The following is a 16,086-nucleotide window of genomic DNA, read 5'->3' on the forward strand; positions in this document are numbered from 1 at the left end:
AATTTATGCTCCTCCTTCAAGGCCAGGATCGCTGTACACATGCAGCAGCGTATCTTCCGGTTTCGGGAACGGCGCATTTTCGGCGTATTCAATAGCCTCTTTTAATTCCAGGTTAATGCTTGCTGCCAGATCACGCTCCTGCTCATCACTCCACAGGCCCAGTCCGGTCAGATACTTGCGGAAAGCGGCAACGCCGTCCTTGGCCCAGTTCTCGTCAACCTCTTCCTTGGTCCGGTAAGCCAGATCATTGTCCGAGGTGGAGTGCGGGGACAGGCGGTACATCATCGCTTCAATCAGCGTCGGCCCCTCACCCCTGAGAGCCCGCTCGCGTGCTTCCTTCACTGCCGCATACACTTCCAGCGGATTATTGCCGTCTACGCGGAGACCGGGGAAGCCGTAGCCAAGCGCACGGTCGCTGACTTTGCCGGCCAGCTGCTTGTGGACCGGAACAGAAATCGCATACTGGTTATTCTGGCAAAAAATTATAACCGGCAGCTTATTCACCCCTGCAAAGTTACATGCCTCGTGAAAATCCCCCTGGTTGCTGGAGCCTTCCCCGAAGGTTACGAAGGAGACAAACTTTTTCTTCTGCATTTTGGCGGCCAGCGCAAAGCCCACCGCATGCGGAACCTGCGTCGTCACCGGACTTGAGCCCGTAACAATCCGCAGCCGTTTGCTGCCGAAATGGCCCGGCATCTGGCGGCCGCCGCTGTTCGGGTCCTCAGCCTTCGCGAACACGGACAGCATCAGCTCCCGCATCGTCATCCCGACAGACAACACAAACGCATAATCACGGTAATACGGTAAAAAATAATCTTGCTCGCGGTCCAGTGCAAACGCTGCGGCAACCTGCGCCGCTTCCTGGCCGATCCCGGAGACATGGAAATTGATTTTGCCGGCACGCTGCAGCAGCAGACTGCGCTCATCGTATTTCCGCCCCATCAGCATATATTTGTACATATCAATGACCTGGCCGTCGCTGAGTCCAAGCTGCTTATGTCTGTTAGCCGTTTCTACAGTACCTTGGGAATCCATTCTGGTACCTCCTAAAAACATTATTTATAACCATCTATGCCCTGATCTTATAACCAGGTACTAAGACTAAACCTGCATTCATTATAATCCCTTTCGGGGCAAAAAGAAAAGTCAAGAAAAGCCGGCAGGAAGCTATTTCGACGTATAATTCCGTCTTAAGCACCATCCGGCATTGTCTTGGGACCCCGATTGTTATTTTATATACCGGTTGCTCTGCCATCCACCGCAAGCATCGCTTCCCCGATAATCTCCGAGAGTGTCGGGTGGGCATGGACTGCTTCCCCGATTTCCCAAGGGGTTGCATCCAGAAGCTGGGCGAGCGCCGCTTCCCCGATCAGATCCGTAACATGCGGCCCGATCATTTGCACGCCCAGGAGATCACCGCTGGTGCGGTCGGCAACAACTTTGACGAAGCCGTCCTTCATGCCGTGGACAATCGCTTTGCCGATGGCGGAGAACGGAAATTTACCGGTAACCACGTCATGCCCCAGGTTTTTGGCTTCCTTCTCCGTATAACCTACACTTGCTACCTCCGGACGGGTGTAAACACAGCGCGGCACCATGTGGGTATGATACGGATGCAGCTTGCTGCCGGACAGATGATCGACCGCACGGATACCCTCGTGGCTGGCGGCATGAGCAAGCTGCAATCCGCCGATACAGTCGCCGATCGCATAGATATGCGGCTCATTGGTCTGCATGTTGGCGTTGACCTCAATAACCCCCCGGTCAAAACGGATGTCGGTATTCTCCAGCCCGATATTCTGGATGTTGGCTGCTCTGCCTACCGAGACCAGCAGCTTCTCAGCGGACAGGCTCTGGCTCTGCTCTCCTTTGCGCGCTTCAATGGTTATTCCGCTCTCTGTTACCACACAAGTCTCTGCATCAACGGTAGTGTCTGTTAATACCTTGACACCGCGTTTCTTGAGCAGGCGCTGAAGCTCCCTGGCAATCTCTTCGTCTTCCTGCGGCAGCAGCTGGCCAGCGGCCTCTACCACAGTGACCTGCACACCGAAATCAACCAGCATCGAGGCCCACTCGACACCGATAACTCCGCCGCCGACAATGATCATTGAAGCAGGCAGTTCTTCCAGGGTAAGCGCCTCTTCACTGCTCAGAATGACTTTCCCGTCCGGAGCAAGCCCCGGCAGGACCCGCGGTCTTGAGCCCGTAGCGACGATCAGATTGGTGGAGACTACCGTCTCCATTTCGCCGTCTTCCAGTTCTACCGCCACCGCACCGCTGCGCGGGGAGAAGATGGACGGGCCGATAATCCGCCCCTTGCCTTTGATGACCTGAATCTTGTTTTTGCGCATCAAAAACTGCACCCCCTGATGCAGCTGCTCAACCACAGCTTCCTTCCGGCGCTGCACTTTAGGGAAAACCAGCTTCACGCCGGTGGTCTCGATTCCGTAGCTTTCACTCTCATTTATTTCAGCGTATACCTCTGCACTGCGCAGCAGCGATTTGCTTGGAATACAGCCGCGGTGCAGACAGGTCCCGCCCAGTTTGTCCATTTCAATGACGACGACGGACTTTCCCAGCTGGGCAGCGCGGATGGCCGCCACATAGCCGCCGGTACCTCCGCCCAATATGGCCACGTCACAGGAAATTGTCATATATGTATCCTCCCACTATTGTCTCAAAAGTTCAGCATAACCTACTACATTGTACTCCCTTTTCAGCCTAATACAAAACTTATAAACGTCATGTATACATAGACTTTTAACCATTAAAGCGTTATCATAGGAGTGAATCCACTGGGCTTATGGGGAGATGGGATACTTATGAAACTGCTGATTTCACGCTTCATTGCCATCCTTATACTGGTTATTCCCGGCCTGCTGGCCATGACAGGCTTCCTCATGATGAAGGACGATATCTTTAACTATATCTCCATGCACGGGGATGAGACGACAACTCCGGATTTTGCCTGGCTGCATTTCGGCGGCGGGCTGCTGCTGTTCGCGGCAGGAATGAGCTTTCTCGGAGGCTGGATACTGACCCGTGACCGCAAAAAGAATTATGTTGGCCCAAGGTTCAGGGAAAAACAAAAATCCCAGCAGCCTCCCGCTGCAGAAAGCAATTCATAAAATAAACCAGGCAGTTCCGGTTACATCCGGAATTGCCTTTTTCTTTTTTACGGACAGCTGATACCTTGACACCCGATATATCGGATAATATACTATGTCCATCGATATATCGAGTGTCATTATATAGGGAATGGGGATAAACAGTGAATCCTTTGTCAGAATCCACTTATTTGGTACTGTTGGCACTTTATCATGAACCCCTGCACGGATACGGCATCATCAAAAGCCTGGAAAGCGTAAGCGGAGGCGATTTTGTCATATCTCCGGGAACGCTGTATGGTGTCCTCAACAATCTTGAAAAGCAGAAGCTGATTGAAGCTGTGAAGCAGGAGTCAGACAGCCGCAAAAAGAAAACCTACGCCCTCACGGACCAGGGAAAAGAAGTGCTGCTTGCAGAATTCCGCAGGTTCCAGCGGATGGTGCAAATGACCGGAATAATTATGCAGGAAGGGAAGAACTAACCTATGAAGAGCACAAGCACGGAACTTAAAAAGATCAATAAAAAATTCACCAATTTTAGCGAAGAGGAGCAGTGGCTGCAAACCATGGCCGGCGAAGGCTGGATCCTAAGAGAGTATGACAATGAGAACATTGATGCCTGCCGTTATGTGTTTGAAGCGGTCCAGTCCCCTGAGCAGAAGCTGCGGATCTATAAGATTGATTTCCGTTCCTTTGATAAGAAAGACGATTACGAGGAGTATATAGAATTGTTTGAAGAGACGGGATGGGCGGTACTTTCCAGGAATAAAGGGTACTCCAAGCATATCTTTTACACGGATGCCCGCAACAGCAATACAACGATTTTTTCCGACAAGGAATCCTACCGTGACCGTGAAAAAAGAAAAATGGCCGACTCTTTATCGCTGACAGCAGTGTCTGTCATTCTGTTCGTTGCTTCAGTGGTCATTTACAGTATTTACGGCAGCCGGGGCTTCATGTTCGCCGGATTAGTGTCGCTCGGTTCAGGCCTGAAAGGTTTGCTGGATTATTACAGACACCGTAAGAGCTTTAAGTCCTTAATGGGGAGATAAACGGCTATGGGAAAAACCGAGGATATTCGACCACTTCGAGGGGAAACGAGCCATTGCATGCGAAAAACCGAGTACATTCGGCCACTGCGACGGGAGCCGGGCTCATTGTATGCGAAAAACCGAGTACATTGGGCCGCTGCGAGCGGAAACGAGACCATTATACTCGAAAAACCGAGCACATTCGACCGCTACGAGCAGAAACGAGACCATTATACTCGAAAAACCGAGTACATTGGGCCACTGTGACGGGAGCCGGGCTCATTGTATGCGAAAAACCGTGTACATTCGGCCACTGCGAGCGGAAACGAGACCATTATACTCGAAAAACCGGGTACATTACTTAGTTCCCCTACCCGCATAGCAGGTGTTAAGGCAGTCGAGAAAGTCACGACAACCTTATTTATGTGATTTGGATCTCATACGACACCGCGTTAACGATTGCCGACTCCAACCCATCACCTCATACGCACCAGGACATATTAATGACTTGGAAATGCTAATGCTAACGGACCCCAGATCCGTTATTTTGCGTTAGAGGTGTGTATGGGAAAGCTAACGGACCCTAGATCCGTTATTTCATCCGAAAGGGCTTATTTTACTCATCATTTAGCAGAATAAAGGAACAACGGTCCGTTAGCCATGGAAACGGGGCGATTTTCAGCAAATAACGGACGCAGTGTCCGTTAGCGTACGAAAGAGGAGGAGACAGATAACGGGTGCAGCGTCCGCAGACATGGAAACACAGCAAAGAAACCCAAGACCCTTAAAAGAGCTGGGTTTCTCAACACTCTGTCCACCCGCATAGCCGTGTTTTTGCGCGGTTCACACACTCCACTGACTTATGCCATAACAAAAAGAAATCCAAGTCATAAACAACTTGGATTTCCGGTACCAGTCTAATACCGTCCTGCCCTAAGCCCCGCCCGGCGCCGCCTTGCGCGCGCCATGCACAAGCTCGCTGTACAGCCCGCCCTGGCGCAGCAGCTCATCATGTGAGCCCTGCTGCAGCAGGCGGCCGTCCTGAAGCACGAGAATGCGGTCCGCGGCGCGGATGGTGCCGAGCCGGTGGGCAATGACGAAGCTGGTCCGCCCCTTCATCAAGGCCTGCAGACCCTCCTGGATCTTGATTTCGGTGACTGTATCGATGCTGCTTGTCGCTTCATCCAGCACCAGCATCGAAGGATTGGCGAGTATCGCCCGCGCAATCGCCAGCAGCTGCTTCTGCCCCTGGCTGATGCCGCTGCCGTCTACGGACAGCATCCGGTCATAGCCTCCGCGCATCCGTACAATGAACGAATGGGCGTTGGCGAGCTTGGCCGCCTCTTCCACCTCCGCGTCGGTGGCATCCAGCCGGCCGTAGCGGATATTGTCACGGATCGTTCCTTTGAACAGGAAGGTATCCTGCAGCACAAAAGCCATATGGCTCCGCAGGCTTTCCCGGCGGACGGAGGATAAATCCCTTCCGTCCAGCGTAATACTGCCCTTGCTCGGATCATAGAACCGGGACAGCAGGCCGATCAGCGTCGTCTTGCCTGCCCCAGTCGGCCCGACAAGCGCAATCATTTCACCCGGCTTGGCCTCAAAGCTGATATCATACAGCGTATCTTCTCCCCCGTCGTAGGAGAAAGATACATTCTTGAACGTAACCGCACCATCCACCTGATCCAGGGTGATTGCTGCGCCTTCGTCCCGCGCTTCCGTCTCTTCATCCATTACCTCAAACACCCGCTCCGCGCCGGCAATCGCCGACAGCATAGTATTCCACTGGTTGGCCAGATCATTAAGCGGGCGCGTGAACTGGCGCGTATATTCCACAAAAGCGATAATAATACCGACCGTGACCAACCCGCGGATTGCCAGCAGACCGCCGATCCCGGCGACAATGGCAAAGCTCAGATTGTTCAGCCCATTCATCAGTTTGGGAATCATGCCGGAGATCGTCTGCGCCCAGAATCCGGACAGCATAATCCGCGTATTGCGCTCACGGAAGCCGGAGATTACCCTTTCCTCCTGTGAAAACGCCTTAATGATCCGCTGGCCCGACAAGGTCTCTTCAATGTAACCGTTCATATCGCCCATATTGCGCTGCCGCTCCTTGAACAGCGGGCCTGTCCGCCGCGTAATCCAGCGCATGCCCAGGAACATCAGCGGAACCACGATGAACGTCAAAAGCGTAAGCAGAGGACTCAGCCACAGCATGACCCCGAGCGTACCGACCAGTGTCAGCACACTGGAAAAAATCTGGATCGCCGAGCTGTTCAGCGTCGAGCTGACGTTCTCAATGTCATTGGTCAGGCGGCTCATAATTTCGCCCTGCTGCCTGCGGTTAAAGAACGAAATCGGCAACCGGTGCAGATAGGAGAACAAATCGGTGCGCATCCGGTATACCGTTTCCTGGGCTACCTCAATCATCCATATATTCTGCAGCCAGGTAGTCAGTGAAGTGAACAGATAGACGAGGGCAAGCATGATCAGGAACATCCCCCAGGTTTTGCCCCCGTCCCCCTCAAGATAATGGTCCACTGCCCGGCTGATGAGATAAGGTCCCAGCAGTGCCAGGCCGGAGCTGAGCAGAACCATCAGCAGCACAAGAGTCAGCTTAGCTTTGCGTTTGGCCAGGTAGCTCCAGATCCGTCTCAGTGTCCCGGACCAGTTCTTGGGTTTTGCCTTCGGTTTACGGTTAACAGCCGGAGCTGTATCCCGTCCGCCTCCGGTCCCCAGCTCAAGCTTGGGATGGCGGAAAGGCTCAAGTAATGCTTTGAACATGCTGCGCCTCCTCCCCTGTCTGGGATTCATATATTTTCCGGTACAATGGTGCGGATTTCATCAGGTCCTGATGCGTACCCTTGGCAATTAGACGGCCTTCATCCAGCAGCAAAATCAGGTCAGCTGATTCCGTCGAGCTGATCTTCTGGGTAATCAGCACCGTGGTGCAGGACATTCGCTCCAGCTCCTCCAGCAGCAGCCCCTCTGTCACAGCATCCAGTGCACTCGTACTGTCATCAAGTATCAGAATAGCCGGCTTTCTCACCAGCGCCCGGGCGATACTCAGCCGCTGCTTTTGCCCTCCCGACAAATTCACACCGCGCTGGCCGATCATTGTATCGTAGCCCTGGGGCAGACCTTGTACCGTGGCGTGAATTTGCGCCGCTGCAGCTGCCCGTTCAATTTCTTCCCCGGACGCATGCTCATTCCCCCAGGCAATATTCTCCCGGACCGAACCGGAGAAGAGCAGCACCTCCTGGGGAACGTACCCGATTGATCTGCGCAGCCTTGAAATATCAATTTCAGAGCTGTCCAGGCCGTCAATCCGGATGACTCCCCCGGTCTGCTCATACAGTCTCGGAATCAGGCTTACGAGCGAGGATTTTCCGGATCCGGTCGCTCCCATAATGGCCACCCGTTCTCCGGGTTTAACCTTAAAAGATATATCCTCCAGCACCGTGATCTCACTATCGGGATAGCTGAAGGTAACATCAGCAAATTCAATTTCTCCTTTAAGGGGGGCCCCGGCACTGTCAGCTTTTGCAGAAGACAACAACTCTCCCCGTCCTTCAGGGGAAGCCATTACCTCGGATACCCGCTGCTCTGAAGCTACCGCACGCGAGAAGGTCGACATAATCCAGGACAGCGCGGACATCGCTCCAATGGTACGGAGCGAATAGTTAATTACTGCGACGGTCTCTCCAAGCGTAGCATCTCCTGCAGCAATCTCGATTCTTCCGAACCACAGCACAGCGACAATGCCCGCGTTCACGATGAGCATAATGAGCGGTCCCATGGTTTCAGTTAACCGCAGTGCAGTAACTGTCGATTTCATCAATTCTCCGCTGAATTTGGCGAACCGGCCGATTTCATGCCCCATGCGCACAAATACCCGGATAAGACGGATGCCTGTAAGATTTTCCTGAATGATACCGTTTACACCATCAAGCCTGCCCTGGACAATCCGGAACAAGGCCGAAGACCTGCGCATCACCCACACAAGAAACAGAATCAGCACCGGCAGCGTAACCGCCAGCAGCAGTCCCAGCTTCACATGCACCACAAGCGCCATAACCACACTGCCAGTCACCACCAGCGGGACCCGGGTCATAAACCGCAGTGCCATAAATACAGTATCCTGCAGCTGTGTCACATCTCCGGTCAGCCGTGTAATCAGCGAGGAGGTTGCAAACCGGCTGAATACTTCATAGGTTAAGGACTGCACCTTCTCGTACAGCCTTTCCCTGAGATCGAAGGCAAAGCCCTGGGCGGCATGCGAGGCAAAAAAAGAGCTCAGCACCCCTGCCCCAAACGCAACCACTGCACTCAGCGTAAGCACTCCACCCCACAGCCAGACTACTGAAATGTCATCCTGCATAATTCCGTTATCGATAATTTTCGAGATCAGCAAAGGCTGTGAGAGCTCCACTGCCAGCTCGATAACCATCATCACCAAGGCAGCAATTGCGGTGACCCGGTACTTTTTGAGATAGGAGAAAATTAAGTTCATCGGCATTTACCTCATTTGTTTATTCGTAGAGAGCATCCCGCAAACGTGTAGACATTGCTGAACCTTGTCCATTTTTCAGAATCACCCGCCGGAGGGCCTTGTTGCTGCGGTTCAGTTCAGCCAGCTCCTCCAGCATCTCCTTCATCAGGCTGTCTGCCTCCTGTGATAGTTCCCCGCGCTCCTGAAGAGCCGCCATTCTTGTCTTATAATCCTCCAATTTGTCCGACACCTTCCATAACTTCCTTTCTGTAGAATATCCCCTGCTGAATTTCGTAATTCGTACATTATATCATATACCCCATAAAAACAGGTTGAAGTGACAAGACTCAAATTTGCTTAAAATCCGGGCAATGTTTCACTGGCTAGTTCATCTGTGAGTATGATACTCTAATAAGGTCGCATTTTTCGGCATATACACACAGGTTAACAGTGAAAGGATAGATGGACGTGGCACAGTTGTTTTTCAAGTATGGGGCAATGAACAGCGGCAAATCCATTGAGATTCTCAAGGTTGCCCACAATTATGAGGAGCAGGGCAAGTCGGTGCTCATTTTTACGCCATCCATTGATAACCGGGACGAGGTCGGCTATATTTCCTCCCGGATCGGACTGCGCAAGCAGGCCATAGCCATAGACGATCATACAGACATCTACGGCATTGTCAGCAGCAATCTGCCGAAGCCCCACTGTGTACTGATTGACGAGTGCCAGTTCCTGAGCAAAGACTGCATTCTCCAGCTGGTCCGCATTGTCGATGAACTGAACATTCCCGTCATGGCGTTCGGACTCAAAAATGATTTTCAGAACAATCTGTTCGAAGGCAGCAAATATATGCTGATCTATGCGGACAAAATCGAAGAGATGAAGACGATCTGCTGGTTCTGCGAACGTAAAGCGACTATGGCGCTGCGCGTGGAGAACGGCAAGCCTGTATACAGCGGCAAGCAGATCCAGATCGGCGGTAATGAAGCGTATTATCCGGTTTGCCGTAAGTGCCACAAGAATCCGCCGCTCTAAAAATATAAAAGCATTCCAGCCCGAAACGGCCGGAATGCTTTTGTTGTTAACGGGCCTGATGAATCACCGATGCCGCCCTGTGTTCGTCTTCCTTGCGTACGTAGAGGTCGTGCTGAACCATACTTCTTGCCCTAAAATGGCTTCCCTGCCCTCCGCTGCCCGTCCCGCCTGTAATCTTGGAGCGTTGGGGAATACCTTCGGATGCAAGACGGGCTTTGGCGCGGAAATACTGTTCCTGATTAAAGGTTGTAAGAATTAATGCCCGTTCTCGCGGTATGAAGAAATGCAGGATGCTTCTGAACAAGCCCATTCACGTCCCCTCCCGTCTTGTGGGCACAGGTTAATTCAAATACCGCTCTTTAAGAATGTTCATATGATGCCGTTCATGTCCGATAATGATGCAGGCCTTGGCTCTGGCCGTCATTTCCGCGTCATAGAATTTTCCCGCCCGGTCCAGGCATCCTCCTTAAAACTTGCCATCAGGGCGAGAGTGGATTGGCGTACAATCCCGTAATGCTCCACCATCTCCTTAAGCGTGAAGCGGTCAAATTCTCCGGCAGCAGCGTAGTCATTCTCATCATAACCAGGCAGCGGCGCCTGTTCCCCTCTGGCGAAGCAGAGCATACGGTAGGACATAATCCGGTCATTGTCGGTAAGGTGGCCGATTACCCCTTTGATGCTCCATTTCTCCGGCGCATATCTGTAATTCCCCTGCTCCTCGGTTAATCCCCCAAGCAGACTGTGCATTTCTGCGGTCTGTTCCTTTAGAATGGTGAGCAGATCCCCTTCAGCCGGAACTAGAGAAACATACCGCTCCTGAGATTCAAGATATTCATTTTTGCCTGGCCGCTGAAACATAATACAATCCCCCTCCTATATTTTTACAAAATAATTGGTGAAATGTGTAAAATCTTATTGTTGTATTTTAGTTCATTATGTATAATATTTGCAAGATTAGGATTTTGTCAGTCTGGTCTTCGGGAGTGTCAGCATGCTGAATTTCGGGCTTTTTGTGGTTTTTTCTGTGATAGAGACTTTTGCGATGTTCTTTTTTGGCTTCAAGCTGTTCAAGATTGATATTTATCCGAAAGAAATGATTTTCGCTGGTGCTATTATGGCTTTTTTCTCATATATCATCAGGGCCAACAATCAATGGGTAGAAGTAGATATCATTATTCAATATGGTTTAATGTTTTGCTTTTATTGGCTGCTGTTCCGTACTCACTTATTTTACGCGGCAATCCTCACAGGAATTACTTATCAGGCTTACAGCTTTATTCAGCTGGTCTATATTTTCCTCCTTAATAGAATAGGCAATTTTTCGTCCCATACGTTTTATGGCATGGAAATCAGCACTTATGTAATGCAGTTATTAACATCTTGCACCGCCATTATAATTGGATACTATATCGGCCGCAAGCGCAAGGGCTTCGACTTTATTCCGGATAAGCCTGACGGCACGATCACACCCAGCAAACGTGAAATCCTCATGTTTATCCTTAACCTGCCTACTGCAGCCATTATAATTTCCATCACGCATCTTTATAACTCCGACTACTTTTATACTGTCCCTCTAATTTATGGATTTCTATTGTTTTGTTATATTTATTTATCCTATAAAAAGGACAGGAGCGGACATGAATACCTTAAGTTATAGAATCGCTTCCTTAATCAAACAGGCTAATCCGCAAGAGACCAGCTCGATTGAGGTTATGCAATATGCCCTTAACATAATACTCAACAGTCTGCTCATCGTAACGGGTTCGCTGTTCATCGGCTTGCTCACCGGCAGCTTACCGACTACCGCCGCTGCTCTCTTCAGCTTCGGCATTATCCGCTTTTTCTCGGGGGGAAGACATCTTACAACGGCAGCCGCATGCAATATCTTCTCCATAACCTTATGTGCATCTATACCACATCTCGCCTTCCTTATCGAAAATCACCTATGGATCATTAACATCATTTGCTGGATTATTATGCTTATATTCGCTCCTAACCCTGACGCCAATGCTAATATTCCTCTACATTGGTATCCCTGGATGAAAGTCATAGCACTTCTATTGGTTTCTGCTAATTTTTTTGTTCATTCGGCTGTCATAGGATTGGCCTTCCTGGTCCAATCTCTAACATTAATTCCCATGAAAAGGAGGGACTAATATGAAAAAGACTCTTGCCCGCTCTGCATCGAAATTACTGACATCGTCTGCCCGTGTCTTTTCAACTGTATTAAAGCCTTGGGCATACAGCCCAGAAGCGCCAAAAGAATTACGGAAGTAATTGAACAAGGATGGGGAAAACATGCGAGTCTTACTAAACGACGGCTCTTCCCTGAATATCAGGGAAGAAGAGATATTGTATTTTTCCAGCTATAAGAATACAATATTCGTCCATACGAAAGAAGGCGAGTTTGTTCTCCCCACTTCTCTGTCCGACCTGTATGCCGCCTATGCCAGCATCGGTTTTGAACGTCTCGACCGCAGCAATGTGGTCAGTCTCAACAATGTAGAGGATTACGATTCCGAGCGGAAGGTTGCTCTGTTTAATCAGGGGGAACAATTCGTTACGGTATCGGAATCCAATGAATCCCGCGTCAAACGGTTTTTAGCTTTGCGCAAGAAAAAGCCACAGTAGTGTTTTAAGGTTTACGCAAAAGATCCCGGCACATTTACTGTTCCGGGATCTTCCTTTTATCGGATCTGAAATCAGCCAAATATTATCTCATAAAAACTATTTTATGTAAATAAAAATTCGCAGGGCGAATGACAGGAGACGGCTAACCTTCCAAATGGTACCATTTAGTTATATTAGCTGTTTTTTTACCCACTCTACTAAATAACCGATGGAGGAATCTAATGGAATATTATTTTCATCCTTCTCCGCGCCCCTCTTCTCTGGAATTGTTATCTGACGAACAGTTATTGAACATCTATGAATTGGCGGTGGAGGCAAAAGCTTCGCCTGATTTTATTGAAATTATCAAGAATGTACTTTCCGGACGAAAATTATTGGAATCAGAACATCTGGATTCTTGATTATAGTATTTTCACCTTCTTCTACATATACATTCTTTCCGCAGAATCCTTCGTATCCAGCACAAAGAAGCCATTCTTCAATTCATCATGAAGAGTGGCTTCTTTGTTGCTGCACACATGCAGTTGTCCGGACTATTCAATAACCTCTGTTTTGAACACATTGTCGAGCTTGGCCCCGAGTCTTTTTTTGAGGGGAACCTTGATATCACGGCCCAGTTCCTTGAAGAACGTATCGACATCACATTTCACGTTCTGTGCCATAGCAACCACTGTCCCGTCGGCTACGATATTCTGGTTAATCTCCACAGGCACTTCGATTTCGATGTCATATTTCTTGGTCAGGGTCTTGATATATCTGGCGAAGATCTCCAGCAGCTCTTCATTGGTGAAATTCTCAATTGCCGCTTTTCCCTTTGTCGTAAACTTCATGTTGATTCTCATTTAGGCATCCCCTTTTCTGTATAACCATTTGTTTAGCTGGTTTATGGATCAAGATGAATAGATGGCTGCAAGAAAGGGCAAGCATTATTCATAATTGAAAACAATCTGGCAGGTGCATGCATTAATTATGGTTTACAAAATTTATATGCGAAATACATACCCCGTCCCACTATCATACCACAAGATCGCACTTTTTGTTTCAATATAACCATTTATCCCATAAATTCTTATGGCTAATTTGGTTAAAATAGCAAAGGACGACGCCGCAACGTACAAAAAACAGATCACGAAGTGATCTGCCCTTTGATTAATCTCACCGAGCTCATTATTTTTTTATAACTGAATAAAAGATAGACTGCATAGGTTGCGGCATACACAAGAATGGAATAATCCAAAACGTAAAACCAGCTGGTTAAAATAAAGATCATAATGATACCTGACTCCAGCACCAGCTCTTTATTCAACGACAATCCCATCACTCTGGCCAGTTTAATTTCAGATATTATACATTTCACAGCGGATACCAGCAGGATCGAAAAAACAGCCATGTCCAGATTTCGGATCAGCACGATCGTAATAAAGACCATGAGAAAGCTGAACCCCAGGGAGAGCAGATTAATCGAAATCATTAATTTTTCTTTTCTCAAGGTTTTGAGGAAGGTGTTCACGAGCAGTGACATTCTGCCTTCATACAGACAGAGCGGGAATAACATCGCCAGATAGCTTATGCTATCCGTATACTGCGGCAGCCAACTGTTCAATATCAGCTTGAGCGGCCAATAAAAAATCAGGATCCCAAACAATAAAGAAAGAAGTATGCTGCGCATGGCAAGATAAATTCCGGGATACTTCTCTTCATCACTCCGCCGTAAAAGCGGGAACAGTACCAGGCTCAGCGCGTTGATAAACAGCATGAACATATTGGAGATACTCAGGGTCAAAGAAACTTTACCAAAGGTTGTGACGTCCCAGGCCCGCTCTATTCCGACTCTGATAATCCCGATATTCAGTATGCTGGCCACATCAGCAAAGACTAATTTGATCCCTGCGTTAATATTACTGGCGGTCTCCTTCATATTGAATTTAAACACCCGCAGGTTATGTACTACAATATCCTTGCAGCAATAGACAGCGTACAGCAACGAAACCGACTTGCCGAAAAGATCTGCCATAATCAAATACTTATGGTCCTTAAATCCGAGGGATAAAGCGGCGACGATCACGATACAATACAGCAGGCGGTCCAGTATATTGGATTTTGCATGCTCTTGAAGCCGGTTGGTGGCCAGCATGGTGTAGTGCAGCATCGCTCTTACATTGGTAAGGAACATACAAGCGATCAAAGCAAACAGGATAAAGGTATGAACCTTTAGAAGCGTGGCCACCGCTATGGCTGAAGCAGACAGGAGAATCTGAAACCAGACCATCATATGAAATTGGGACAAAAACAAAGGTTTATCAAGATCCTTATAATTTTGCCCGCCATATCTCAGATAAATGCCGTCATTCCATCCTAAGTTAGCGAGAAATACGTAAGAGGAGTAAAAAATGTACAGCTGCAGATAACCATACTCCGCCACGCCCACCAGCTTTGGAATAATCAGTATAACCAGTGTCGAGATGAACAGCGAAATAAAATTGGAGCCTATCGTATAAGATGCATTTTTGATAATTCTAGTTGTCCTGTTATTCATTTTTCCCGACCCGTCTGTAAGCAGACTGAGTCAGCATCCGCTTGATTTTACTTTTGGCCCTGTTGAGGTTGTAGTAATACAAGTCGAACAGCATCAGTCTTTTATTATTGTACTTACTGAAATCTTCCTTGGTCATCACCGCAGTCTTTTTAACTTCAAAACCGTTAGGGGTAATGAAAAAGGAGGCTGCATCCAGTGCGTTACTATGTAATTTCATCTTCCTTTTTTGAAAATGGATATAAGCAAACGAATCATGCCGCAGGCTTTCATATCTGTCATCCAGATACTCCCGGAACACTTCCCCGTTCTCCCAATAAAATACCTGATGCTTGTGATTATGCAGTTCGGTCAGGGTCAGCTTGTTATACTTGTGGGAAATATCGGCAAAAATAATGTTGCTGTACTGCTTGATCTGCGCCAGATGGGCAATGACATCCATACCGCCATGTTCGTCAAAGAAACGGCACTCCGGATCTGCAAATACCTCCTTATAGTTTACGTGCCCGTTCTGGTACATAAACAGCTTGTTGACCGAGGGAGTGTTTCTATAGATGGTCAAATGTCCGCAGAACAGTATTTTATCGTGGGTATGCAGAATTTCATCCGTTATAAACTTGCGGATATCCCCAAAAATCAGGTCTATATCGCAATGCCCCCAATAGGAGTAACCCTTCAGCAGATCCTCAAAGACAAATCCGTATGTAGGCTTAAAATCACACAGCTTATACGCATCGCGGATAGCCACCGACATATCCAGCTTCTTGGAAATAATGTCCCGGAAGTCCTCGAGTCTGGTCTCAATAATTCTGACGTTGTCAGGCAATGCAACCGCAGGGGGCTTATCCACGAACAAAACCCAATCTATAGTGGGGTTATACTGGCATGATTTTAACCATAACGGAAAATGGTCGGGCAGCTGCCCAAAGTAAGGCGCAAATAACAAAATGCGGTTATTAAAGACGGTTAGCTCCTTAGTGTCTGTTTCCTTACTTATCATAACTCTCTCTCCCCAAGTGTTTAGTAAAAAATGTCCCCTCCAAATGTTGGCGCTTGCAACAAACCTGCGTATAGAGGGCTATAGACTTATACACATAAATCATTATCTTGAAAACAAGAAATGAAGTAGGATTATTTTACCATAAAAATAGTAAAAAGTATGGAGTTTTTTGTCTTAGCCGCAACGAAAAAAAAAGCTTCTCCATTGGAATACCCATCCAATAAAGAAGCATTTTCATTAATGCATTAATT

At 48.5% G+C, this 16,086-nt stretch carries 18 protein-coding genes; 8 read left to right on the forward strand and 10 right to left on the reverse strand.

All coding sequences use genetic code 11. From position 1 onward, the window contains the following. Positions 1-3 precede the first annotated feature (3 nt). Positions 4-1,035, reverse strand: coding sequence for a thiamine pyrophosphate-dependent dehydrogenase E1 component subunit alpha (locus tag C2I18_RS02480; RefSeq protein ID WP_249899713.1), 1,032 nt, complete (start codon positions 1,033-1,035; stop codon positions 4-6). A gap of 197 nt (positions 1,036-1,232) precedes the next feature. Then, complete coding sequence (gene lpdA, locus C2I18_RS02485) at positions 1,233-2,654, reverse strand: dihydrolipoyl dehydrogenase (RefSeq protein WP_249899714.1); 1,422 nt, start codon at positions 2,652-2,654, stop codon at positions 1,233-1,235. A gap of 168 nt (positions 2,655-2,822) precedes the next feature. Here lpdA and C2I18_RS02490 point away from each other — a divergent pair, with 168 nt between their 5' ends. The 3 genes from C2I18_RS02490 to C2I18_RS02500 all read left to right on the forward strand — a co-directional run bounded on the left by C2I18_RS02490 (position 2,823) and on the right by C2I18_RS02500 (position 4,159). Further along, complete coding sequence (locus C2I18_RS02490) at positions 2,823-3,128, forward strand: DUF2627 domain-containing protein (protein WP_249899715.1); 306 nt, start codon at positions 2,823-2,825, stop codon at positions 3,126-3,128. A gap of 143 nt (positions 3,129-3,271) precedes the next feature. Next, positions 3,272-3,589: a PadR family transcriptional regulator gene (locus C2I18_RS02495; protein ID WP_249899716.1), complete on the forward strand. Its 318-nt coding sequence runs from the start codon at positions 3,272-3,274 to the stop codon at positions 3,587-3,589. Positions 3,590-3,592: 3 nt separating this feature from the next. Next, the gene (locus tag C2I18_RS02500; RefSeq protein WP_249899717.1) at positions 3,593-4,159 is read left to right on the forward strand and encodes a DUF2812 domain-containing protein; all 567 of its coding nucleotides are present in this window, start codon (positions 3,593-3,595) and stop codon (positions 4,157-4,159) included. Positions 4,160-5,071: 912 nt separating this feature from the next. Here the strand turns inward: C2I18_RS02500 and C2I18_RS02505 are convergent. Genes C2I18_RS02505 through C2I18_RS02515 form a run of 3 tightly spaced genes read right to left on the reverse strand, consistent with a single transcriptional unit; the run spans position 5,072 to position 8,883 of the window. Beyond that, a complete protein-coding gene (locus C2I18_RS02505) occupies positions 5,072-6,925 on the reverse strand; it encodes an ABC transporter ATP-binding protein (protein ID WP_249899718.1) in 1,854 nt (617 codons plus the stop codon). Next, the gene (locus tag C2I18_RS02510; RefSeq protein ID WP_249899719.1) at positions 6,906-8,654 is read right to left on the reverse strand and encodes an ABC transporter ATP-binding protein; all 1,749 of its coding nucleotides are present in this window, start codon (positions 8,652-8,654) and stop codon (positions 6,906-6,908) included. The genes C2I18_RS02505 and C2I18_RS02510 overlap by 20 nt, the downstream gene beginning before the upstream one ends. A 19-nt stretch (positions 8,655-8,673) precedes the next feature. Continuing rightward, positions 8,674-8,883: a hypothetical protein gene (locus tag C2I18_RS02515; protein ID WP_249899720.1), complete on the reverse strand. Its 210-nt coding sequence runs from the start codon at positions 8,881-8,883 to the stop codon at positions 8,674-8,676. Positions 8,884-9,101: 218 nt separating this feature from the next. Here C2I18_RS02515 and C2I18_RS02520 point away from each other — a divergent pair, with 218 nt between their 5' ends. Then, entirely contained in the window at positions 9,102-9,671 is a 570-nt protein-coding gene (locus tag C2I18_RS02520) for a thymidine kinase (protein WP_249899721.1), read from the forward strand. Between the two features lie 46 nt (positions 9,672-9,717). Here the strand turns inward: C2I18_RS02520 and C2I18_RS02525 are convergent, their stop codons facing one another. Beyond that, the gene (locus C2I18_RS02525) at positions 9,718-9,981 is read right to left on the reverse strand and encodes a hypothetical protein (RefSeq protein WP_249899722.1); all 264 of its coding nucleotides are present in this window, start codon (positions 9,979-9,981) and stop codon (positions 9,718-9,720) included. 110 nt (positions 9,982-10,091) lie between these two features. Next, the gene (locus C2I18_RS02530; RefSeq protein WP_249899723.1) at positions 10,092-10,529 is read right to left on the reverse strand and encodes a DinB family protein; all 438 of its coding nucleotides are present in this window, start codon (positions 10,527-10,529) and stop codon (positions 10,092-10,094) included. A 133-nt stretch (positions 10,530-10,662) separates the two neighbouring features. Here C2I18_RS02530 and C2I18_RS02535 point away from each other — a divergent pair, with 133 nt between their 5' ends. The 4 genes from C2I18_RS02535 to C2I18_RS02550 all read left to right on the forward strand — a co-directional run bounded on the left by C2I18_RS02535 (position 10,663) and on the right by C2I18_RS02550 (position 12,703). Further along, the gene (locus tag C2I18_RS02535; RefSeq protein WP_249899724.1) at positions 10,663-11,328 is read left to right on the forward strand and encodes a hypothetical protein; all 666 of its coding nucleotides are present in this window, start codon (positions 10,663-10,665) and stop codon (positions 11,326-11,328) included. Then, a complete protein-coding gene (locus C2I18_RS02540) occupies positions 11,309-11,827 on the forward strand; it encodes an accessory gene regulator ArgB-like protein (protein WP_249899725.1) in 519 nt (172 codons plus the stop codon). The genes C2I18_RS02535 and C2I18_RS02540 overlap by 20 nt, the downstream gene beginning before the upstream one ends. A gap of 142 nt (positions 11,828-11,969) precedes the next feature. Further along, positions 11,970-12,302 carry a LytTR family DNA-binding domain-containing protein gene (locus tag C2I18_RS02545; protein WP_249899726.1) on the forward strand — a complete coding sequence of 111 codons (333 nt, stop codon included), beginning with the start codon at positions 11,970-11,972 and terminating at the stop codon, positions 12,300-12,302. 221 nt (positions 12,303-12,523) lie between these two features. After that, a complete protein-coding gene (locus C2I18_RS02550; RefSeq protein WP_249899727.1) occupies positions 12,524-12,703 on the forward strand; it encodes a sporulation histidine kinase inhibitor Sda in 180 nt (59 codons plus the stop codon). A 132-nt stretch (positions 12,704-12,835) separates the two neighbouring features. Here the strand turns inward: C2I18_RS02550 and C2I18_RS02555 are convergent, their stop codons facing one another. The 3 genes from C2I18_RS02555 to C2I18_RS02565 all read right to left on the reverse strand — a co-directional run bounded on the left by C2I18_RS02555 (position 12,836) and on the right by C2I18_RS02565 (position 15,835). Then, positions 12,836-13,144: a hypothetical protein gene (locus C2I18_RS02555; protein ID WP_249899728.1), complete on the reverse strand. Its 309-nt coding sequence runs from the start codon at positions 13,142-13,144 to the stop codon at positions 12,836-12,838. A gap of 284 nt (positions 13,145-13,428) precedes the next feature. Beyond that, positions 13,429-14,838 carry an MATE family efflux transporter gene (locus tag C2I18_RS02560; protein WP_249899729.1) on the reverse strand — a complete coding sequence of 470 codons (1,410 nt, stop codon included), beginning with the start codon at positions 14,836-14,838 and terminating at the stop codon, positions 13,429-13,431. Beyond that, positions 14,831-15,835: a DUF6625 family protein gene (locus C2I18_RS02565; RefSeq protein ID WP_249899730.1), complete on the reverse strand. Its 1,005-nt coding sequence runs from the start codon at positions 15,833-15,835 to the stop codon at positions 14,831-14,833. The genes C2I18_RS02560 and C2I18_RS02565 overlap by 8 nt, the downstream gene beginning before the upstream one ends. Between the last annotated feature and the right edge of the window lie 251 nt (positions 15,836-16,086).

It is taken from the genome of Paenibacillus sp. PK3_47 (assembly GCF_023520895.1).
In the GTDB taxonomy this organism is placed as follows: domain Bacteria; phylum Bacillota; class Bacilli; order Paenibacillales; family Paenibacillaceae; genus Paenibacillus_AQ.